17 protein-coding genes and 1 tRNA gene are annotated in these 22,368 nt (G+C 38.0%); 5 read left to right on the forward strand and 13 right to left on the reverse strand.

Annotated features, from left to right (window positions below):
• Window positions 1-75: 75 nt before the first annotated feature.
• Window positions 76-3,159: an AsmA family protein gene (locus LQ227_RS19620; RefSeq protein WP_230150645.1), complete on the reverse strand. Its 3,084-nt coding sequence runs from the start codon at window positions 3,157-3,159 to the stop codon at window positions 76-78.
• Between the two features lie 125 nt (window positions 3,160-3,284).
• On the opposite strand from LQ227_RS19620, the gene LQ227_RS19625 reads away from it, so the two are divergent.
• The 3 genes from LQ227_RS19625 to LQ227_RS19635 all read left to right on the forward strand — a co-directional run bounded on the left by LQ227_RS19625 (window position 3,285) and on the right by LQ227_RS19635 (window position 5,692).
• Window positions 3,285-3,695 (forward strand): Rrf2 family transcriptional regulator, encoded by a 411-nt coding sequence (locus LQ227_RS19625; protein WP_230144888.1) that lies wholly within the window; start codon window positions 3,285-3,287, stop codon window positions 3,693-3,695.
• Between the two features lie 74 nt (window positions 3,696-3,769).
• Window positions 3,770-4,420 carry an NAD(P)-dependent oxidoreductase gene (locus LQ227_RS19630; protein ID WP_230144889.1) on the forward strand — a complete coding sequence of 217 codons (651 nt, stop codon included), beginning with the start codon at window positions 3,770-3,772 and terminating at the stop codon, window positions 4,418-4,420.
• A gap of 243 nt (window positions 4,421-4,663) precedes the next feature.
• Window positions 4,664-5,692: a quinone-dependent dihydroorotate dehydrogenase gene (locus LQ227_RS19635; protein ID WP_230144890.1), complete on the forward strand. Its 1,029-nt coding sequence runs from the start codon at window positions 4,664-4,666 to the stop codon at window positions 5,690-5,692.
• A gap of 236 nt (window positions 5,693-5,928) precedes the next feature.
• On the opposite strand, the gene LQ227_RS19640 is transcribed toward LQ227_RS19635, so the two are convergent.
• The 5 genes from LQ227_RS19640 to LQ227_RS19660 all read right to left on the reverse strand — a co-directional run bounded on the left by LQ227_RS19640 (window position 5,929) and on the right by LQ227_RS19660 (window position 8,749).
• On the reverse strand, window positions 5,929-6,594 hold the full coding sequence (locus tag LQ227_RS19640) for a DNA alkylation repair protein (RefSeq protein WP_230150646.1): 666 nt from the start codon (window positions 6,592-6,594) through the stop codon (window positions 5,929-5,931).
• 250 nt (window positions 6,595-6,844) lie between these two features.
• Window positions 6,845-7,561 (reverse strand): hypothetical protein, encoded by a 717-nt coding sequence (locus LQ227_RS19645; RefSeq protein WP_230150647.1) that lies wholly within the window; start codon window positions 7,559-7,561, stop codon window positions 6,845-6,847.
• 103 nt (window positions 7,562-7,664) lie between these two features.
• The gene (locus LQ227_RS19650) at window positions 7,665-7,835 is read right to left on the reverse strand and encodes a hypothetical protein (RefSeq protein WP_029275070.1); all 171 of its coding nucleotides are present in this window, start codon (window positions 7,833-7,835) and stop codon (window positions 7,665-7,667) included.
• 34 nt (window positions 7,836-7,869) lie between these two features.
• Window positions 7,870-7,943 (reverse strand) — tRNA-Cys (locus tag LQ227_RS19655).
• Window positions 7,944-8,002: 59 nt separating this feature from the next.
• Window positions 8,003-8,749: an RNA methyltransferase gene (locus LQ227_RS19660; protein ID WP_230150648.1), complete on the reverse strand. Its 747-nt coding sequence runs from the start codon at window positions 8,747-8,749 to the stop codon at window positions 8,003-8,005.
• Here LQ227_RS19660 and LQ227_RS19665 point away from each other — a divergent pair.
• Window positions 8,734-11,166 carry a BamA/TamA family outer membrane protein gene (locus LQ227_RS19665; protein ID WP_230144893.1) on the forward strand — a complete coding sequence of 811 codons (2,433 nt, stop codon included), beginning with the start codon at window positions 8,734-8,736 and terminating at the stop codon, window positions 11,164-11,166. The two genes, LQ227_RS19660 and LQ227_RS19665, sit on opposite strands and share 16 nt — an antisense overlap.
• A 1-nt stretch (window position 11,167) precedes the next feature.
• On the opposite strand, the gene LQ227_RS19670 is transcribed toward LQ227_RS19665, so the two are convergent.
• The 7 genes from LQ227_RS19670 to LQ227_RS19700 all read right to left on the reverse strand — a co-directional run bounded on the left by LQ227_RS19670 (window position 11,168) and on the right by LQ227_RS19700 (window position 19,845).
• Window positions 11,168-11,737 (reverse strand): 2'-5' RNA ligase family protein, encoded by a 570-nt coding sequence (locus LQ227_RS19670; RefSeq protein ID WP_230150650.1) that lies wholly within the window; start codon window positions 11,735-11,737, stop codon window positions 11,168-11,170.
• 907 nt (window positions 11,738-12,644) lie between these two features.
• Window positions 12,645-13,175 (reverse strand): hypothetical protein, encoded by a 531-nt coding sequence (locus LQ227_RS19675; protein WP_057933568.1) that lies wholly within the window; start codon window positions 13,173-13,175, stop codon window positions 12,645-12,647.
• The gene (locus tag LQ227_RS19680; protein ID WP_230150652.1) at window positions 13,172-15,469 is read right to left on the reverse strand and encodes a patatin-like phospholipase family protein; all 2,298 of its coding nucleotides are present in this window, start codon (window positions 15,467-15,469) and stop codon (window positions 13,172-13,174) included. The genes LQ227_RS19675 and LQ227_RS19680 overlap by 4 nt, the downstream gene beginning before the upstream one ends.
• A 48-nt stretch (window positions 15,470-15,517) precedes the next feature.
• A complete protein-coding gene (locus LQ227_RS19685) occupies window positions 15,518-15,991 on the reverse strand; it encodes a TspO/MBR family protein (RefSeq protein ID WP_230150654.1) in 474 nt (157 codons plus the stop codon).
• A 41-nt stretch (window positions 15,992-16,032) separates the two neighbouring features.
• Complete coding sequence (locus LQ227_RS19690) at window positions 16,033-17,382, reverse strand: M28 family metallopeptidase (protein ID WP_230150656.1); 1,350 nt, start codon at window positions 17,380-17,382, stop codon at window positions 16,033-16,035.
• 155 nt (window positions 17,383-17,537) lie between these two features.
• Window positions 17,538-18,158, reverse strand: a complete 621-nt coding sequence (locus tag LQ227_RS19695) for a hypothetical protein (RefSeq protein ID WP_230150658.1) — start codon at window positions 18,156-18,158, stop codon at window positions 17,538-17,540.
• An 850-nt stretch (window positions 18,159-19,008) separates the two neighbouring features.
• Complete coding sequence (locus tag LQ227_RS19700; RefSeq protein WP_230144900.1) at window positions 19,009-19,845, reverse strand: alpha/beta fold hydrolase; 837 nt, start codon at window positions 19,843-19,845, stop codon at window positions 19,009-19,011.
• Between the two features lie 158 nt (window positions 19,846-20,003).
• Here LQ227_RS19700 and LQ227_RS19705 point away from each other — a divergent pair, with 158 nt between their 5' ends.
• The gene (locus tag LQ227_RS19705; protein WP_230150660.1) at window positions 20,004-22,082 is read left to right on the forward strand and encodes a hypothetical protein; all 2,079 of its coding nucleotides are present in this window, start codon (window positions 20,004-20,006) and stop codon (window positions 22,080-22,082) included.
• The last annotated feature ends 286 nt before the right edge of the window (window positions 22,083-22,368 follow it).

Below are 22,368 nucleotides of genomic sequence, written 5' to 3' on the forward strand. Positions count from 1 at the left end.
AAGCCCGTGGTTTTGCCTTAGCTTTTTGGAAAAGCAATACAACAACCTTTAAGGCTTTGTCCTTTGTTGATAATGCTATTTATTTTCTCCCGTTTCTTCGAGCTTGCTTTCTTTATTTCTTTTTAGTTTCACAATCGGTTTTTCCTGTGTGCCCGTTATGCTCAATGGGATGCCAAATAAACCAAAAGGAGGGAGGCCTAAGCGACCGCTCAAATTTAACCTGCCATCGAAGCTCACCTGACCTTCGAAACGTGGCCTGAAACCTGCCACCTTCATTTTGGTCTGCTCGATGGTGATAATATTGTTTTTGATGGTTGATTTTATCTGAACATCAGATAAATCGGGATTGGTTAAACTGTCTCTTTTTGTTTCTTTACTCACGGCATTCATCATTTTGAAGCCCATTAAACTTACTTTTTTTAAGCTCAGCACACCTCCGCCTTTCAACGATGGATATACCGGAAACATTTCTGCATTCAGTTTTCCTGTGAGTTGATAATCTAAGCCAACCACGCCTTTTACTTTCGATGCCGAACTGGCCATCTCTCTAAATAGCTTAATTTCTTTATAAGCCCTGTCGATATCAAATTCTTTAGCAGTAAGGTGAAAATCGAATAAGCCAGTTTTTGTACTTGTGCTCTTGTAATTCGCATCCATATCAACCTGTGCACCAGCAATATTGAAACCTGTTTGTTTTAGGGCAAGTGTTCCATTATTTAATAACATTGTTCCCTTTGCATTTTTGATATTTAAACCATTGTACATGACGTCAGCAACATTTGCAGCAAAATTAACATTCAGATTATCAGGAATAATGATCACACCGTTTGCTGTAGTTGAAGCTGTTTTAGGTGCCTTGTCTGCATAGACCATAAATTCATCAGCATATATTTTTTTACTGATCAATTTGAAATTGCCGGTAAGCCTGGCTTTTTCATTTAAAACGTAATTAATTACATTACTTAAGCTTCCATTCAGTTGAAAATCAGACTGCCCGTAGGTGGCATTGAATTTATCAAAATTCATTTTATCCTGTTGAAAAGAGAATACACCGTTTTTGATTAAAAAGCTTTTAGGGAATAAATCCGATTGGAGATTTAAGTCTTTAATGCCTAAACTACCGCTATTTTGTAATTTGTTATATCTGCGGGCCATTGCATCGCTTTGTGAGCCTTTAAATAAAACATCTGCGAAAATTAAACCGTTAACCTGATAACCTTTTACCCCGAACAGTTTATACATTTTACCAATATCTATGGTGCCTTTTGATGAAACACTATAAGTAATATTTTCGAAATTATGCACATTGGCTTTCAGTGTAAAAGGCTGCCCGCCCATTCGAAAGGAAATGGGTTTAATGTTTAATCTGGTGTTTTTCAGCGTACCATCGTTGTTGGTTAAATCGGCATCAACCTGGATGTTTTCCATGGTATAATTAAAGTTTCCTGTCACTATTCTACCATTGTTAAGTTTAATGGTCGCGGTGGTAACAGGAAAAAGCTTTTTCGCTTTATTGAAAGGGCCATTGCTTTGCAGGTCAATATTCAGTAAACCATTCAGTTCGTAACCTTTTATCGGGTAAATATTCTTCAGGTCGGCAAAATTGATTATCGATCTAAGTTGAACAGTTAAAGGCATATTTTCTGTGGTCTGTAATTTTGCATAACCTTTAATATAATTGCTTAAGGCCTGGATATCGATGTTCTCGATAGCTAATTTAGTGCTTTTGTAATTTCCATCAGTATTTGAACCTAGCACATCGAAATTGATTTTATTAACAGCAATGGGCAAAGCAGCATATTTAAAGTAGCCATTGTTTAAGGCTACTTTTAACGAAAACTTAGGTACGGTTGCAATTACCGTATCAACCTGCCTTTTGCCAGAGCGGACAATTTTTTTGCTGTATTTTCCATCTGCCTTAATGTTCATATTCAATCTGCCTTTTAGTTGTAAGGCATCAAGATTAACAACTTTTGCCCATTTTTCTAAGTCGATATTCGAGCGGGTATCTGTGTAGATTTCGGGTTCTTTAAAACCCTTTATTTTTGTAACCGAGGCCACGTAATCTTTTCCGATATTGAAGTAAAGACTATCCATATTAATCAATAGGCTATCCGTATTCAAGCCAGGGAGTTTTGTTTTTAAATTTAAAAACAAGTTGCTGATTGGTTCTGGCGCATTTGGATTAGAAATAGAGCCATCTCTTACTTTCATGTTAAACGAAAGTGTAGGCATGCTGTGGGTGGCGGCAATGTATTTCCCGATTAAAGAAGCATCAATCTCTGCATAACCTTTAACCTTTGTTTTTTCCAGTTTATCGGCAATTTCTGAAGGTAGTGCAGTGAAAATATTCTGTAAATCTGTTTCTTTAGCCCTGGTTCTGAAATCGATATCGTAACCATCCTTTAAAAATGAAAAATGGCCAACAAAACGGATTGGAAGCGAGTTGATCATTAAATTGTTTTCATCGAAAATCAAATTAAGGGAGTTGGTATTCACCTTTGTGATCAGATTGGCATTTATTTTTTTCTTGATCAAATAGGGGGTATTGGCATAATAAACATCCATTTCATTGATAGAAAGATTACTTTTTAAGTCAAATATCGCATTGCTGAGGTCGCCTTTTCCTGTATAAGTAAGCCCTTTGGTCCTGATGAGCATAGGAATTGAACGGTCGCTGTAAGTAAGGTTGCTGTTGTTGATGAAAATCCCTTCAATTTTTATTGCAGTATTGCTTTCGCTGGTATCCGGCGTATTTTCCTTTTTGCTTTCGTAGACATTATAATTCGCATGACCTTTTTCATCGCTGAGGATATTGATGCGGGCATCGTCTAAATAGAACTGATCAATTTTAATCTGTTTAGAGAATAACGAAAGCAGGTTTATGGCCAGGGCTAACTTTTTGGTGTAAATGAGCGTATCCTGTTGAAACGGGGCAGAACCTTTTAGTAAGAAGTTGTTCAGGTTTAAAGTTAAAGAAGGGAAATGGTTGAAAAAGGAAATGTTGGTGCTTTCAAACTTTACCTCACCTTTTATGTTTTTATTAATAACCTGTGTGATTTCTTTGGTAATGGTCTGCGGAATTAAATAGGGAACGACAATTAGAAAAACTATTAAGGAAACGATCGTAATCGCGAATATTTTTAGGAACTTTTTCAAGATTTTAATTTAAGGGCACGTTCAGCGACAAAGATAGTCTTTAGATGAATTAGGAATAAAGATTTAACATTTTTGTATTAGAAAATATATTTATACCTTTGTTCTGTAATAAAAATAGTTACAGTATGAACAGCAGTCATTTTTCTATATCGCTTCACATCCTTACACTGCTCGATCAGGTGAAGGGGCAACTATTGAATTCTGAATATATTGCCGGAAGCATTAACTGTAATCCTGTTTTGGTAAGAAAAGAATTGGCCAACCTGCATAAACATGGTTTTGTGCAGAGCAAAGAAGGGAAGGGCGGAGGCTCTACTTTGGCAAAAAGTCCTGCCGATATTAACCTGGGGGATGTGTATTGGGCTGTTAAACAGAAAAAACTGTTAGGCGAAAGCAAAAATGAACCTAATCCCAATTGTCCGGTAGGGAGGCAGATTACCCAACACTTAAACGATTTATATGATGAAGCCGAAACCGCTTTGGTTAAAAGTTTATCAGCTAAAACATTAAAAGATTTTAGTGCAAGTTTTAAATAAAAAAATTTGAATATAACTGTAACAAAAAATATTACAATTTTAATTAGATTAATAAATTTTAAAAATTAAATAACATGAAAGTAGCATTAATTGGAGCCTCTGGATTTGTAGGCAAAGCCATTTTAAACGAATTGGTAAGTCGTGGAAACGAAGTGATCGCCATTGCACGCGATACCGCTAAAATTGAAAATAACAATGATCAGGTAAGTAAAATCGCAGTCGATGTTTTGGATACTGAAAAATTAGCAGCGGTTTTAAAAGGTGCCGACGCAGTGGTAAGTGCTTTTAACGCAGGTTGGACCAATCCGAATTTATATAATGATACTGTACAGGGAGCAGAGGCTATTCAGGCTGCAGTAAAAGCATCGGGCGTTAAACGTTACATTTTTATCGGCGGAGCGGGTACCTTGCAGATTGATGGTCACCAAATTGTAGACGGACCGAACTTCCCTGCCGAATACAAGCCAGGTGCAACAGCGGTAAGAGATTATTTCAATACGCTAAAACAGGAGAAGGAATTAGATTGGTTATTTTTTAGTCCGGCTATTGAAATGCACCAGGGCATCACCACCGGTCGTACAGGGAAATACCGCTTGGGTAAAACAAGCCCTGTTTTTAATGAAGAAGGCCGTTCTATTTTATCGGTAGAAGATTTAGCAATCGTTATTGCCGATGAGCTGGAAAATAAGGCACACCACCAGGAGCAGTTTACGGCAGCATATTAGAGCAGTTGGTTCATTAGTCATCAGTTCATTGGTCATTGGTGGGCGGCAGATTGCCTAGGGGTTGATGGTTCATGGTCAACAAGCTTGCTAGGTTATCGATCATAGGCATAAAAACCATTGACCATGAACAACGTTAGGAGCAGGGTTGGATTTAGACACTTAGACAAATGAACGAATGGCTATTGAACTAATGAACCAATTAACCTTTTTTCATAATTAGTATTAAGTTCTTATCTTCGTGCCATGTATCGCCTTATTAAACCAATATTCTTCAAATTTGACCCCGAAAACGTACATTATTTTGTAGTTAAGCGGTTAAAATGGTTTAATGATAAATTTCCACTAGGTAAAACTATTATCCGTAGCAGCTTTGATGTTCACATTAAAGGTTTAGAACGTGAGGTTTTCGGCATAAAATTTAGAAATCCTGTTGGTTTAGCCGCCGGATTTGATAAAAATGGCGAATATGTAGAGCCGCTTAGCAATTTAGGCTTCGGATTTATCGAAGTGGGTACGGTAACGCCAATGCCACAGCCCGGAAATGATAAACCCCGTATGTTCCGTTTACCTAGTGATGAAGCTTTAATTAACCGGATGGGTTTTAACAATAAGGGCGTAGATGTAATGGCTGAACGTTTGCGTTTGCTAAAAGATAAACATCCTGATATTGTAGTTGGTGGAAACATCGGTAAAAACAAGGCTACACCAAATGAAGACGCAGTAAACGACTATATTAAATGTTTCGACCGTCTTTTTGATGTGGTGGATTATTTTGTGGTGAATGTAAGTTCGCCCAATACCCCGGGTTTACGCGAGCTGCAGGAAAAAGAACCGTTAAAAAAAATCCTCAATACCTTACAGCAACGAAATCGTAAAAACGATATTTCACGTCCGATCTTATTGAAAATTGCACCTGATTTAACGGATGCGCAGCTGGATGATATTATTGAGATTGTTGCAGAAACCAAAATTGCTGGTATTATTGCCACCAATACAACCATTAGCAGAGAAAATCTGGCTACAGAAAAAGACTTGACTACGCAAACAGGTGGTTTAAGCGGTAAACCTGTTAAAGAGCGCTCCACTGAAGTAATCCGTTATCTTTCGGAGAAATCGAACAAAGCATTTCCAATTATCGGGGTAGGTGGTATTCATTCGGCAAAAGATGCCAAAGAAAAATTAGATGCCGGCGCATGTTTGGTTCAATTGTATACTGGTTTTATATATGAAGGACCAGGGTTGATCAAAAGCATCTGTAAAGAGCTGGTTTAAATCCAGTCGTCACCCTGAATTTATTTCAGGGTCTATCTTGCATGAAAGATGCTGAAACAAGTTCAGCATGACGACCGCCTTAATTAATGTGCACTAAAAACAAATATAGAATTAACAAAAGATGTGTCCACACGAGGGGCTGCCCGGGAAAGACGGCCACTCTATTGGTATCTGCCATTGATAGCCTATCGAAACCTTTACTAATCGAAAACATATTGCGTTACGGGCTAAATAACTTATTTCTGCCGGCTTACCATTTCATTAATCCAGATTGGTGCAAACGGAGAAGTACAGCCTTTAGAAACAGGATAATCGCGGTAAATGCCAAGTTTTTCGCCGATGGCTAAGGCTCTTTCTCTATAATCAGGATGGTTGATGCCAATCTGAGCCAATGCGGTATTCATCGTCCATTGGATTTCTGGTGCTGCTTTAGGCATTTCTTTTTCAATCCGATCGAGAATTGCTGGGATGTCTATTCCTTCAGGTGCCCTGGTTATACGTCCGCTGGTTAAGCTCCAGCCTGCGCGGGCCAGCATAATATTTCCCGAATTCATCCACTTCTCCCTGAATTGTTCCTTATCAGGGTATTCTTTAACAATGTAATTGTAAAACCAATCAGCTGCCCAGGTAAAATTTTCTGAAGCTACCATTTGCTCAATCTGTTCTGCAGACAGCGCTTTTGGTTTAAGGATTAAGATGGCCAGCAATCGGGCATCAATATTTTCAGTTTCCCAGAGTTGAAGTGCAAGCTCATGATCGGTTTTGATCTTTTTGGCTATTGCCCTGATGTCGCCCATTTTAACGCCAAAAATATTTTCTCTGGCACCGTTCTTAATGTGCATGGCGCGGACTTTCTCTTCGCCGAGCGATTCTAGTTTTGAAAGAGTTTCTGTAAGATTCATGCGTTCTCCATAAAAATCGAATAAAGTTAAGGGTTTTCTTAAGACTTAATGTCTAGAATTGATTTAACGGGAAGTTATAAATAGGTTGGTACATTAATTTACTTTTGGTGTTTCAGTTTTGATTGAAGAGATTTTATTTTTTGATTTTGGCTTTCTATTTTTTTGTTAAGATCAATTACATAGAGTGTCATTTCTTCCATTTTTTGCAAAAGTTTCAGCTGAAAGTCCTTCATATTTAATCCATCGTTAATCATTCTTTTTCTGAAGCAACTTCAGGGAGATGTTGTTTTGTTGTTACAAACTTCTCCAGGTCTTCTAGTTTCATTAATTTATAATCATCATTGAAAACAAAATCGCAGCCTTGGTTTATGCATACTTTTACTTCTTGAGCCCTGATTGTTCCGCTTACATCTAGTTTTACATTTGGGTTGCTAACACCGATACCAACATTTCCATCGCCCCGTATAATAAAAGGAATATTATTGCCTGCACCAATATCCCTAACTTTGAAAAATGAACTTCTTACAGCATTTTCATTAGTCCCAAAAGATGCTACATCAATCGTTAATCCATTAATTTGATCTGTACCGCCTGGGATATTTAAAAGTAATTTGGAACAATCCAATGCTTTGGCACTAAAATCAGTATTTGTATTGTTCAGATTCCCTGAATGCCAAATCCTGTTCCAATTTTTCCATGAATAATCCCAACGACCGAAATAAAGTTCGTTTGTAGAAATTGGATTGGTAATACTCACATAGTTATTGCTGTCAAATCCAAAATTTAACCCGTGGTAAAAATTGGACCCAAGTGTATTGTTTGCTGGATTAACTGCCATCCATTGTCCATTAATAGTTGAAAACGAATTTAGGTTGGTTTCTACGTTTTCTTTAGAGTATTGAGCTTCTGCAACTAGCGAACCCAACAAAGCGATAATTAAAAGCGATAAATTTTTTTTAGTATTCATATTTAGAGTGTTAAATTTATTTGAAGATAAAAAAAACGGCATAAAAAAAGCATCCTTTGATCAGAAGGATGCTTTAAATTCTTTAAGAAGAAATTTCTAAAAACTATTTTGCCAAAGCAGCTAAAACAGCATTGTTTTTAGCTAATTGATCGTTTTTAGGTTGGGCAGAGCGGCTTCCCAACTCGATGTTGGTTGCTCTCTTTAAAAATGCTACCTCTTGGTGAGCTGTATTTTTATTTCTTCTGTCTTTTCTTTTTAATCTGGTAACTGCCATGGTAATAACCTTTTAATTATTTTATTTGTACAAATGGAGGTCGAGAGCGGATTCGAACCGCTGTAGAAGGTTTTGCAGACCTCTGCCTAGCCACTCGGCCACTCGACCCTTAAATTCAAGGCTGCAAAAATAGCAATTATTAGTTAGCCCGCAAATAATATCTTAATTTAATTTCGAACTCGCACTAACTCAGCACAAAAGATTGCCGCACTTACTGCCACGTTTAACGATTCGGCCTCGCCAATTCTCGGAATGGTTACCGGTTTATTTATTTTTTTGATCACTTCTGCCGATATTCCCTTTCCTTCATTGCCCAAAATCACCAATCCTTCAGCTCCCCATTGCGTTTTGTAAATCGATTCGCCATCTAACAATGCCCCAAATACAGGGATGGTATTTTCCGCTAGCAAGGCTGGCAGATCTGCTTCATAAATATTTACCCGCGCCAAAGAACCCATTGTGGCCTGTACGGTTTTTGGATTGAATACTTCTACACAGTCGGCAGAACAGATGATGTTTTTAAAGCCAAACCAATCTGCCGTTCGGATAATGGTACCCATGTTACCTGGATCCTGAACGCCATCTAAAACCAGAGTGAACTGATTTTTTAGCGCTGTTAACGCTAATTCTCTGTTTTTTGGGATATGAATGAGCGCTAAAAAGCCTTGTGGCGTTTGCAGCGTACTAATCTTATCTAATTCGGCGTTCTTTACTTCAAATAAGTTTATATTTGCAGGCAATTTGGGTAACAAATTGTATTGTTCGCTGTTGTAAAATATAGTATGGATCTGGTAGCTTGACTGAAAAAATTCTTTTATGGATTTTATACCTTCAACAATAAATAAACCATGTTCTTTACGGTATTTTTTTTGATGTAACGACTTTATAAAACTAATCTGTGATTTTGAAAGCATACCAAAACTCAATAAATATTAAACTGAAAAGCACTGCAATATTACTATTTATTATTGTTTTAATTCAGGCCTGCTCGTCAACTAAATACATTGCCGACTATCAATCGATAGTGAAAAAGGTAACTATTGATAGTGTTGATGCTAAATTTGAAGAACAGGCTTACAATTATGTTCAGAAAGATATCAGGCCGGCATCTAAGCTGAGTATCAATGTGCCTTTGTACAATTTGTTCAATACAAAAGATGGTCGATATAAAACAAGCGATATTAAACCATTTGGTACACCACCTGCTATTTTAGATAGTACATTGGTCGAAATTTCCAGAACACAGATACAGAAGTTTTTAAAAAGTAAGGGTTACCGCCAGGCCGAAGTAACTTCTGCCATCAAGATTGCAGATAAAAAGGCCGAAATTGTATTCAGTGCAAAACCCGGGCCTGCTTATTTTATTGAGAAAATTTCTGATTCGATCCCAAATGCAAATATCAGGAACCTTTACGAATCGAATAAGGCTAAAATATCCCATTTACACAAGGGAATGCAGTACGATGAAGACTCTTTAACTTATGAAAGAGAGCAGATTTATCGCATTATGAAAGAAAATGGATATTTCTATTTCTTAAGGCCTTATGTAAATTTCGATGTATATGGTGCTGAACCCAGCTCTAAGACTAACAAAATAGATTTGAATCTTAATGTAACAGATCCTGCAAATGGCCCGCATAAACAGTTTAATATTGGTTACACACATTTGTTAATTGCGCCAAATCCTGATGGCTTGCCCGATTCGGCAAGGTATAAATTAAGCAAAGATACTTTGAACGGGATTATTTATACCGATTTCTCTAAGCGCTACAGGCGTAATCCGATCGTTCGTTACGATTTTCTGAAGCAAGGTGATCTTTATGACATCCGGAATGAAAATCTTACCTACGATCGCTTATATGAGCTAAATGTTTTCAAAAACGTAAAGATCGATTATTTCAGAAGGGACAGTACCTCAAATAAAATCAATGCAATCATTTTGCTCACCCCCCAAAAGGTAATGAGTAACCGCGTGGAGGGCGAAGTTCCGTTTAATGGTGGTACCGTTGGGTTTACCATCGGAAATACCTATACAAATAACAATATTTTTAGAGGGGCAGAACGATTCGAACTCCAGGTAAAAGGTGGTTTGCAATCGCGGATAGGTAACGGTGCCAAGGTTTTTAGTGATATTTATCAGCGCGATTTTTCAATCAGTGCGAGTATTTCGGTACCTAGATTGATGATCCCTTTTTATAACCCTGTTTTAGGTGGAAACGGAATGCCGCACACTACTTTTGCAACCAGTTACATTTATGCCTTACAAAAAGATGTTTCGGTAAGGAGGATTTTTATCAACTCCATTACTTATGATTGGTTTGAAACCAAATCTAAGCTGCACTCTTTTACCCCATTAAATTTTGAGTATCGTTTTGGCAACCTCGATACATCAAAAGTGGATGCAATTACCCGCTTTAACAACCTTTATTATTCTTCACTACTAGATCGTAAAGATTTAACTCTGGGTATGAAATATACCTACACCTTGAATGCGGATAAGTTAAACCAACTGAGAACTTTTGTTTATTTAAGAGCAGGGATGGATATTGCAGGTAATATGTTGCAAGGCATATCTAAGCTAACAGGTTCAAAGCATGATCCGGCAAACAACGACCCGGCAAAGATATTAGGCTTGCCTTTTAACCAGTACACCAGGCCAGAGGTAGATATTAGGTGGTATAAACATTTGGGTGGTGAGCGGCAATTTGTTGCCCGTTTAAACACCGGATTAGCCTACGCTTATGGTAATTCAATTTTAACAGGTATTCCTTTCGAAAAGCAATTTTTCGCCGGTGGATCTAACGGCTTAAGGGCTTGGCAAGCCAGAACAATTGGTCCGGGTAATTATAATAGACAGGTACTTGCCAGCGATGAAGTACGGAAAGCTGTTTTTGGGCTAGATCAATTGGGTACTTTACGGATAGAAACTAATTTTGAGTATCGGTTTACACTTGCCCGGAAATTTTTCGGTGCTACTTTGAAAGGAGCTGCGTTTGTTGATGCCGGTAATATCTGGAATATCCGCAGAGGGGAGTCGATTACACTTGAATACCCTGAGTTGGATGAACTGACCGTGTTTAAACTTAGTAAATTGGCTAAGCAAATTGCTATTGGTACAGGTGTTGGTTTAAGGTACGATGTTCAGTATTTTGTTTTCAGGTTTGATGTGGGGCTAAAACTTAAAGATCCTCAGTTTATCGGATCAGACCAGTGGGTAATCAGCAAATTTTTATCTGGGGCAAGAGATTTTAAAAATAGCTATAACGCTACACACGGGCCTGATACCTATCGTTTTCTACAGTACAACTTTGGTATTGGTATGCCATTCTAAATTAACCGAAAAGGCTTAATGCTTTAGGTTTGGTATCCGGATCTTTAAATGAAAATTCTTTAAAGGGTTGCCATCTTTTATCCATGTGTTTGTAAACAGAAAAGGATGAAACCGGGAACTCGCGTTTAAATTTCCGGTCTTTAAACTCGGCAGAAAGCTGTTTGAAAATGGGAGGTTTTACATCTCTAAACGCTAAAGTTAAATGTGGATTGAATTTTTCTTTTTTCGCTATCAGTTTTAAAGGTTGTAAAGCTTTAGTAATCTGTTTTTCCAGGCTCATTAAGCCCTCATTTTGTTCAACATCAAGATAAAAGGTATGCTCCAGAAATGAATTGAAGTTTCGGAGTACCTGTGTAAATGGCTCACTGAATGAAGCATCTGCTAAAGCATCAAAAAATCTTTCTTCTGCATCGTAAGCTGATAGTTTTACCGGAGGGTATAAGGTGATGTGTGCCGGACGTTTTAATGATTCATACACATTAAATTTCTCTGAAATGTATGTTCTAATCTCATCTATGTCTTCTACAACAGAAACGGGAGGGACTAAACACACTAAAAATAGATTTTCCATGAATCAAATTTACTAAAAATTTTAGTAAAAAAGTAATAATGAACCGTTAAAAACGATTTGTTATCTACACACTCGTTAGAAACGAGCGTGAGCATGAAGCTTGTTCTGCCTCGCAATAACAATTTCATTATTTAGAACATAAAAACATATCTTAACTTCAGATTTTTTATTGGAAGGCAATTGCAGAAGCTATTGGCTCTCTGTAGTCCCGCTCCCGCTTCTGCCGATTGAAATAATCGGCATCTCGCTTCGATCGGGCTTAGGGGGCTACAACAGTACTGCTATCCGTGGTAAAATAAACCCGACCGACAGCGTTATCCCGATTTGAGGTGATTTTTTTTATCGTTTAAATTTTATCGGGATTAAGCAAAGGACGGGACTGGTATAACCGAAGCACCACAGGCCTTGCTTTTCTAAAAAGAAAAGAATTAGATAGAGTTAATCGTTAAAAAACGATTTGTTATCTACACACTCGTTAGAAACGAGCGTGAGCATGAAGCTTGTTCTGCCTCGCAATAACAATTTCATTATTTAGAACATATAAACATATCTTAACTTCAGATTTTTTATTGGAAGGCAATTGCAGAAGCTATTGGCTCTCTGTAGTCCCGCTCCCGCTTCTGCCGATTGAAATAATCGGCATCTCGCTTCGATCGGGCTTAGGGGGCTACAACAGTACTGCTATCCGTGGTAAAATAAACCCGACCGACAGCGTTATCCCGATTTGAGGTGATTTTTTATTATTATAATTTTATCGGGATTAAGCAAAGGGCGGGACTGGTATAACCGAAGCACCACAGGCCTTGCTTTTCTAAAAAGAAAGAGAATTTATAGCATGAGATTGCTTCGGCTCGCGCTTGTCCAGCCTCGCAATGACGATTCGTGATGAAAAATTAATTCAAAAACGTCAGACGAGGTTTTTTAATCCATCGAATATGCTCTCGAAAAAGGTAGAAAGGTTTAAGCCATTACTGTGGTTAAAATACACAAATACCAGAAAAACAATGACCACAAATATGATCAGTTTGCGGAAGGCAAAGGCAATGATTACCAGTATAATTGGAATGATGAAAAGCCATAAACTATTTATGGCATACGGACTTAAATCGGTATCTTTTTTATACACATACACCAGTTTACTGTGGGTGCCAGAGTCGTTCTGATGTTTGATGTAAACGAAGGTAGATTTATCGATGGGTAAAGGTAACACCGCTATGCCATCGTTAAATTTTAATACCTGTGTAAAACCACTTACGCTAAAGGTATAGATTCCGTTTATATTTTCGTTGGGGTTGTTTAATGAATCGGCGGCTATTATGGCCAGTTTATTGTTTTTAAGCAAATTTTCTTTTACCAGAAAATTATTGATTGCTGCGGTTTGTGCATGGCTGAAAAACCCGGTTAAACACAGCGAAAGCAAGAGTAAGATTCGTTTCATTCGATAGAACGTTTATTGTAAATTAAATAACCGATATGCAATAATACACCATTTCTTTTAACTGCATCATTATATAAATTATAACTTAGGCTTACAGGGCCGAGCGGTGAATGGTAAACTAAACCTGCAGTACCTGCATAGCGTATTTTTGTGATGGCTTTGGCATAATCTACATCCTGAAAATTATTCCGCTCAAACTCCTTATGGGGTAAAAATAAATAACCTTCCAATCTAAAATCGAGATTTTTTTTAACATTATAAATGTTTTTTATTCCGCCGGCAGCATAGGTTGTGGCCCTGAATTTATCCAGGAATAATGACCTGCTATCTTGCAAAGGATAAAAGGCCGGAGCAGTTAAAAGCGTAGCGTAATAATTGCTAAATAAAGGCTGGTTAGAGAAAACGCCTTCCACAATATAACCCAATGTGTATTTTTTGAGGTGTAAAAAGTAGTTTTCCTGGGTAAGTTTTATGCTTCCCCACTGGCGCAAATGACTGCTGCCCGGGATTTTAACAAAACCTGGAGTGGTGCGGAAAATATTGCCGGGATTATAGTTTTCGCGGCCTGTGGTGTAATTGAAACTTAGCGAAAAGCTTTGACCTCTACTGGCATACTGTTTCCGGTTTAACGAATTCTTTTCGAGATTTAAGGATCCCCTAAACCCATTAAAAATAGTTTGATCGAGCAGATCGCCTACCGCAAAGGTATTGTTTGGGCTATAGCGATCGTTATTATTTATAAAAGTAGAATGAAGTACAATTTTGGTATTGTAATTTAAAGGCATTCCCATCATAAGGTCAATCTTACGGTCAGATTGTTCGATGTAAATGGGGCGTGGGTTTTCGATAAATATCTGGCTGATATTATAAAAATTCCAGTGATTATAGGTTAACTCCGCGGCCAGAAACAAGGGAAGTCTGGTTGGGTAATCTACCCGGCCATTAACCTGTACCGATTCGTAAAAGCGGCCAGAGTAAAAGCTGGTTCCAAAGGTATACGATTTTCGGTTGAGGTAATTGTACTGGGCGCCCAAAAAAACATTGCTGATGGGCCTTGTAGATATATTGCCGCCTAATTCGAGTTTAAAGCTCTTTTTCGGCTGTGCCACTACCTCAAAAGTATAACTGTCTGTTGCTGCCTGATATGAAATTTTAGGAAATACGGTTTCGAAAGTTTGGTCGGCAACCAGTTTATAATACCCACGTTTAATATCCTGCAGGTTAAAAGTAACTTTATCGCTTTTGAAAAGCCTTTCTACATATTTTTTCTGCTGACTGTTTACACCGGTTACGATGATGTTGCTGAACTTTAGATCTGGCTTTCTCGCATTAAATTTTTCCCTTCTTTGTGCCAGTTCTTCATCGCTCACTCTTTTGCTGATTAAAGCTTTAATCCTTGGCATATCGGCTATTGTTGCATCATAGCCTTTTTTGATCAGCTCTTCTACAGGAGCAAAATTAGTTACGCTGTACGTAGCCAGGTTGGGTTGGATGTACACGCCGTTTTTCCCGATCATGGTAGAATCTGATTTGGATAGAAACATGTATACCAAAAAGCGGTTCATTAAACGATCGTCGATGTTTTTAGGGTATTCGTTATAGGTTTTTGAAGAAACATTGGCGCCGATCACATAATCAGGTTTAAAGTCTCTTTCCATTACATCAGCAGGGAAATTATTGTAAAGCCCCCCATCAAAAACGTATTTTCCATCCAGTTTAATAGGCCGGTAAATAATCGGAACTGTCATGGTTGCCCTTACTGCTTCTGCTAAACTTCCCTTGCTTACTGTGATACTTTTTTGCGAAAGCACATCTGCAACCATACACCGATAGGGAACAAAAAGATTATCAAAATTGTCTTTAGAAACAGCTGAAGCCTGGGCGAAAAGCTCGAGAAAGGCAAAATTTAATGGAATATCGTTAATGAGGTTAGAACGGAAGCTAAAATGAAAACCCGTATCAATAGCCACTTTGGCGGTAAGCATAGAGGCATTGGGTGCATTTTTCTGAAAGAAAAAGGTGTAATCGCTGGTGTATCGTCCATTTACCCAATTTTGGAAGTCGTTGCTTCGTGCAATTTTTTCTATCTCCGCCGGGCTATAACCTGCGGCATACATGGCGCCAACTATGCCACCCATCGATGTACCGGTAATGTAATCGATAGGGATGTGATTTTCTTCCAAGGCCTTTAATGTGCCAATGTGCGCCAATCCTTTTGCACCGCCACCGCTAAACACAAGACCTACCTTTTGCGCCTGCAATTGGTTACAGCACAGAACGAAGAGGATCAGCAAAAATCTTTTAAAAGTTACCACCCTTAAAAATAGGGGTTTTCTTTTAAATTAGTTCAACATGAAAATGTTATAAGTTAAAATTGTGGCGAAACTTACCCAAAGGAAATAAGGAATAAAAATCAGTCCTGCCCATTTATTTATTTTATAGAAAACTAAACCATTAATTACAATAATAATTAGCAACAGTATAATTTCGGACAGGGCAAAACCTATCTCGTGCAGGTAAAAGAAAATAAATGACCAGGCTAAATTTAAAATTAACTGAATGAGGTAAATGGCCACTGTTCGTGGAAAATGAACAATTTTATCGCGCCTTACCCATACCAGATAAGCCGCAATGCCAATAAGTACATAAAGTGTAGTCCAAACAGGTCCAAAAAGCCAGTCAGGTGGATTGAAAGAAGGTTTGTTTATTGTACGATACCATGTTTTAACAGATTGAAGCGTTGCCCACGAACCAAGGGCACCAACACCCAATGTGATGGCAATATTGATAACAAAAGCTACCGGTTTAAATTTCATGTTATAAATTTGAGTTTAAACAATGGAAAATTCTAAATGTTTTATCTGCCAATGCCTGGTACTACTGGTAGGCTTTCAGTGTCGTCATTTCCGATACTTTGGACCGCAAATAAATAATTGTCTTTACTATAAGGTAATCGTAATTCGGTGGCAGAAGTGAAAAATTTCTTTTCCCAAACGGCACTGCTGGTTTCGCGCATTAAAACATAATAGCCCTTTACTGTGCCATTAGCAGGTGCTTTCCAGTATAAAAAGGTAGCGTTGCTCAGGTTTTTTACATCAACTTTTACTTCTGTAGGGCTTGAGGGAGCTTTGGCCAGATTGGCCAAAACCGCAATATTTACACCTGTATTTTTGCGTAAATATTCGAAATCCATAAATTCCTGAAGGTCGCCATACTTAATGCCTTTCTCAGTTCTAAGGTCTTGGTGCTGGTGATCGAAGTTCTCGTTCATTTCAGTTATGCGCACCGCTGTAAATCCATTTTCTACGAATGGGGTATGATCTCCACCCCGGAGAAATCTATCGTTCCTGTAAATTAATTTAACTTCTAACTGATCTACATAACGTTCGCCAATTTCTTTAACGTATCGTGCCAACTGACGGCTTTTGCCATCGTTTTCTAAACCAAACTGACGGATGCTCTTCGCATTTTTATCCAGATCGAAGCTGGGTAAACCCTCACTAAATACACGGAGCCTGGTATTGTCGATAATTTGCGTTTCGCTACTGTTGTTGCTGCCAATCATATCATTGTTTAACATGGTATCTACATTCCAGTTTTCTTTTTTTGCTTTTGCAGCCATAAAACCAGAGCCTAATAACGATTGTTCTTCACCGCTTACGGCTACAAAAATTATGGTGGCCGGAAATTTATATCGACTCATAATTCTTGCAGCCTCAATTACACCCGCAACACCACTGCCGTCATCATTGGCTCCAGGTGCATCACTGGTTCTGTTCATTACATCGGTAACCCGGCTATCGAGGTGTCCGCTCACCACATAAATACGTTTGTCGTTTGCATCAGTGCCTTTTAATATAGCTACAGCATTGCCCAAAAGTGTAGGCTGATCTACTCTTTTGCCATCGGGTTTAAATGTAATGGTATCCAGGTATGCAGTAAGCCTGCCATCACTTTGCTTTGCAAACTGATTAAACTTATTTACGACCCAATTTCTGGCAGCTCCAATTCCTTTCGTTTTACTTTTAATATCACTAAGCGTATTTCTTGTTCCGAAAGAAACCATTTTACTGATATACGATTTTAGCGAATCCTGATTTACAGCTTTAATCATTTTATCAATATCCTGATTTCGGTTAACCACAACTTGTGCCTGTAGCGGTAAACTTATGGTAACAAGAAGTAGGAGTGTATAGATTTTTTTCATCTGTCGGTTTTTTCAGAAACAATGATTTTATTTAAAAACGAATATATTGAATGATTCCTTGAATACAGGCGGTTTAAGCCTAATCTCTTGTAACATTTTGGGCATAAAAAAGGCCCTTCGAAACTAATCAAAGGGCCTCAAATTTAATTTTAATATTACCTTGCCACAGTTAATGCAAGTTCTTGTGTCGGGTTCCAGTTGCCAAAAGCTTTTTTAGCTGAGGCTTTGGCTGTATTTAATTCAACATCTCCGGCAATCGTTAAAAATGTTTTTTCTGGAGAGATCTGGCTGTAAAAGTTTTTAACATCTTCCAAGGTTAATGCATTGATCGAATTTTCATTTACTGTTTGGTCATAATCGTAATTCTGCAATTTTATACTGGCAATTAACTTAGCTTTAGCCGTATTAAAAGTTTTCTGGTCGATGCTTGCATGTTGAATTACCGAAGCCATTATTGCCAGGTCTTTATCAAGATCCGCATTTAGTGTAGCCAGTTTGCCGCTATTGTCGTTGAAACTAATACTCGGGTTTTTACCTGCATTTTCGTTTAATACCGCATTTAATAATTCAACCACACCATCTTTTTTATGGCCGAAAGCTTTGCTATCCAGCGTAAAACTTGAGTATGCTTTTGGCGACCTGTCATTTTCTGATATGATGATGTTCATGCCATTTTTGAGTTTATAGCCAACAGGTTCTTTAAAAGATTGTGCTTTAGCGTTGTAAATGCATAGCAAGCTTAATGCTGCAATGAAGATTTTTTTGATTTTGTTCATTTTGTTCTTTCTGTTTTAGGGGTGATGCTGTAACTGGATGTACGTTTTTTTAAGCTAATTTGGTATTATCTAGGTATTGGATGGGTGAAAATCCTAGACGAACGGGCGTATATACGTGATGAAGACTTGAATAGTTTTTGCAAATATATACTTTATTCATTTTGTTCATTATTTATTCGCGAAAATATTCTCCAGCCACGCGAAGTTTAATTGCAGTGATAACCTAAATGCTTTTAAACATTTATGTAATGAGTTTAGGCCCTAAACTGAGCGCGCGCTTTACAGGCTATTGAGGATGATAATTTAACTGTCGATTAGTATAGAGTAACAGGCAATTTCATTAAGTTAAGCCATTCGACACCAGCAAAAAATAATTTAACCACAGATGGAAGGGATGCACACAGATATGAAAATCCATGTTTATCTGTGGTTAAAAACGCTCAACTTAATGACATCGAGGTAATGGGTAATGTGCCATTCGATACCAGCAAAAATAATTTAACCACAGATGGGAAGGGATGCACACAGATATGAAAATACGTGTTTATCTGTGCTCATCTGTGTTAAAAATGCTTAACTTATTGACATTGGGGTAATGGGTAATGTGCCATTCGACACCAGCAAAAAATTATTTAACCACAGATGGGAAGGCATGCACACAGATATGAAATCCGTGTTTATCTGTACTCATCTGTGGTTAAAATGCTTAACTTAATGACATTGCGGTAAAGGGTAGGCTGATTACCATAAACTGCAAAAAGGCTAAAGAAAAAGCACAGGTGTTTTTAAAACAATGGCGGTGCTTTTTCTTTGCTGAAAGGTTTTTAATTTATCGCTGGCCGAAAAATCATTAGGAGGCATACAGGTGATCAGATGCCGATTTTAAAGGGATATCTTCAATAAAGTCTTTTATTTCCCTGATGGTTTCTTCTGGTTCGCTAATGTGCGGAAAATGCCCTGTGGCTTTCATTACAACCAAAAAATTCTCTGGTGTATTTTTATGGATAAATTCGCCGGCTGATAAAGGAGCCATAATATCGTTCGAACTTTGCAGGGTAAGGCTTGGCACGCCCAGATTCTTTAAATCGTCTCTATAATCGGCCTTAAAAGTAGCCATTGCAAAGGCCAGGGCCACGCTTGGGTCGGTAGCCTCAAAACATTCCTGTAAAAAATCAGCTAATTCGGGTTTTAAAGGACTATTCATCACTACTGGAGCCAATTGTTTGCTCCAGGCCACATAATCATCTGCTATGTGCTCAAATATGTTTTCAATATCTTCAATATTAAATCCGCCTATATAATCACGATCATTTAAGTACCTCGGCGAAGGACCAATAAAAACTAATTTTTTAAATGCTTCTGGCATCTGTAATGCGGCAATCATGCCAATCATGCTGCTTACCGAGTGACCAACAAAAATAATATTGTTTAAATCAAGCGCTTCTATAATATCGATTACATCACAGGCATATCCTTCGAGTGTAGCATATTTCCGTTGGTCGTATTGGCTTAGGTCTGAATCGCCAGATCCAACATAATCAAATAGTATTACTTTGTAGGATTGGAGAAAAGCATCTGTAATAAATTTCCAGGAACTTTGCGCACAGCCAAAGCCATGGGCAAATACAATTACCTGGCTCCCTTCGCCAAGGATTTTAACGTTGTTTCTGATGAGAATAGGATGCAAGATATTTGGTTTAAAATTCTTACTTAAGTTAAGCAATGTTATTATGTTTTTCTTAAAAAATAAATAATGAACGCAATGTATTGCTGATTAGCGAATATTTTATGTTTTGCACTTAATTGTTATCTTGCGTTATATCTATACTAAAACGATTAAGTTGTATGAGAAACAGTATTTCTATATTATTGATCATTTGCTTTTCAGCATTTTGCGCGCAGAGCCAGGTAAATCTAAAAGCCTTTAAAACCAATGGTACAACAGTTTCTTCCAATCAAAAAGAACTTGTGCTCACCTGGCCAGCTGGTAAAGGAACCTTAGGTAAAATGATTTTAGATCTTGACCGTACCAAACCATTGTTTAAAAGTTTGCTGTTAGGTAAGCAAGGCGCCTTAAAAGAAGTTGCGGCTCATCTCGACCCTGGATTTGTGCTGAGAATAGGTAAACGCACTTTAAGTCCAAACAGTGGGGGCTGGGATGTTTTTTTCGACCGGGTTCCAACCAGACCATATAGCACAAATGTTGTAAAATTCGAAAAAGGGGCAGCCAGTGTTTCTACGAAGGGCTCGCAAACTGTAGTGCGAATAAATGGAGTTCAATGCGAAAACTTTAGCGGTGCTTTAGAAATAACACTTTACAATGGAAGCCCTTTGTTTAATGTGGCTGCAGTGGTATCAACCTCAAAAGATTCTACAGCCATTTTATACGATGCCGGATTGCTTAGCAAAAAAGATATCTGGTCTAATATCGCCTGGTCTGATGTAAAAGGAAACCTTCAGCGCGAAAAGGCAGCACAAGCAGATCCAAGTAAAAACCTGGAAGTAAAATACCGCACCGTTATCGGCGAAAATAATGGTGGAAGTTTGGCCGTTTTTCCTGCTCCGCATCAATATTTCTATCCCTTAGATGAAGCTTTTAACCTTAAATTTACCTGGAAAGGCAGTAATTATTTAAACTTAATCCCCGACTTTGGTATCGGGATCAGGCAGGATCCATTAGGCGATAAACGTTATGTGCCTTGGTTTAATGCACCACCAAATACCCAACAGCGTCTTAATTTTTTCTGTTTATTGAGCACTGGGAAGGCAGGAGCAGCGTTGGATGAAGTTAAAAAGTTTACGCACAATGATACTTATGCGCCCTTGGCTGGTTATAAAACGATGGCTAGCCATTTCCACAATGAGTTTATTTCGGACGTAGTGCTGAGCGGAAAAGCCGTTCCGGAAAAGCCCGAATTTGTTGAGGTATTGAAAAAGGCGGGTTTAAATATTATTAAGCTTGCCGAATTTCACGGACCAGGCCACCCCAAAGGACCCGATTCTGTTCGTTTAAAAGAATTGGATGCCTTGTTTAAACAAACCAAAAGGTTATCTGATCCAAATTTTTTATTGTTACCAGGAGAAGAAGCCAATAATTTTTATGGTGGACATTGGCTGGCATTTTTTCCTAAACCAATTTATTGGATTATGTCGAGAAAAAGCGATCAGCCTTTCGAAACCAACGATCCTAAATATGGTAAGGTTTACCGCATTAATGATAAAGCAGAAATGCTTAAACTATTGGAACAAGAACATGGCTTAGCCTGGACTGCCCATGCCAGAACAAAGGCTTCAACAGGTTATCCAGACAAATATAAAGAGGAAGACTTTTTTAAATCGGAGACTTTTATGGGCGCAGCCTGGAAGGCCATTCCAGGAGATCTTTCGCTGCCAACCTTAAGTAAACGGGTATTGAACCTGATGGATGATATGGCCAATTGGGGTTTGAAAAAACACATTATCTCAGAGGCTGATATCTTTACCATTACTGAGCAAAATGAAATGTACGCACACTTAAACGTGAATTATTTGCAGTTGGATAAGGTACCTAATTATGCAGATGGTTGGCAACCTGTTTTAGATGTAATGCGGAAAGGAAAGTTTTTTGTATCAACAGGAGAGGTATTGATCCCGAGTTTTAATGTTAATGGAAAGGGCGCAGGAGAAACTTTGAAGGTTGATAATAGCGGAAAAGTAAAGATAAATATGCGCCTCGACTGGACATTCCCCTTAAGCTTTGTCGAAATTGTATCGGGTGATGGAACTAAGGTTTATCGAAACCGCATTAATTTGAATGCTACACAGGCTTTTGGGAAAAAGGATTTTAGTTGGCCAGTTAATTTAAAAGGGCGTAAGTGGGTAAGGGTAGAGGCTTGGGATATTGCCACTAATGGTGCTTTTACACAAATGGTTTGGCTGGAGTAGTTGTACTGTCATTCTGAGCGCAGCGAAGAATCTCTAAGCGATGAAACACTTAAAATTATCCGATCTGTCGTCCTGAAGGGTAATTTATTTTATAATGATAGGAGGATTTAAAGGATTAAATCTCCTCAGATTATCGTCATTGATTATAAACTTAAATGCGCTTATATTTCTCAGATGGTAAAATAACAATGCTATATTCGAAAAAGACCATGAATAGCATTCTAGAACTACCCCCGAAGACCAATTTGACGTTCATAAGTATAAAAAGTACTTACGAACTCCAACG

It is taken from the genome of Pedobacter sp. Bi27 (assembly GCF_918698255.1).
In the GTDB taxonomy this organism is placed as follows: domain Bacteria; phylum Bacteroidota; class Bacteroidia; order Sphingobacteriales; family Sphingobacteriaceae; genus Pedobacter.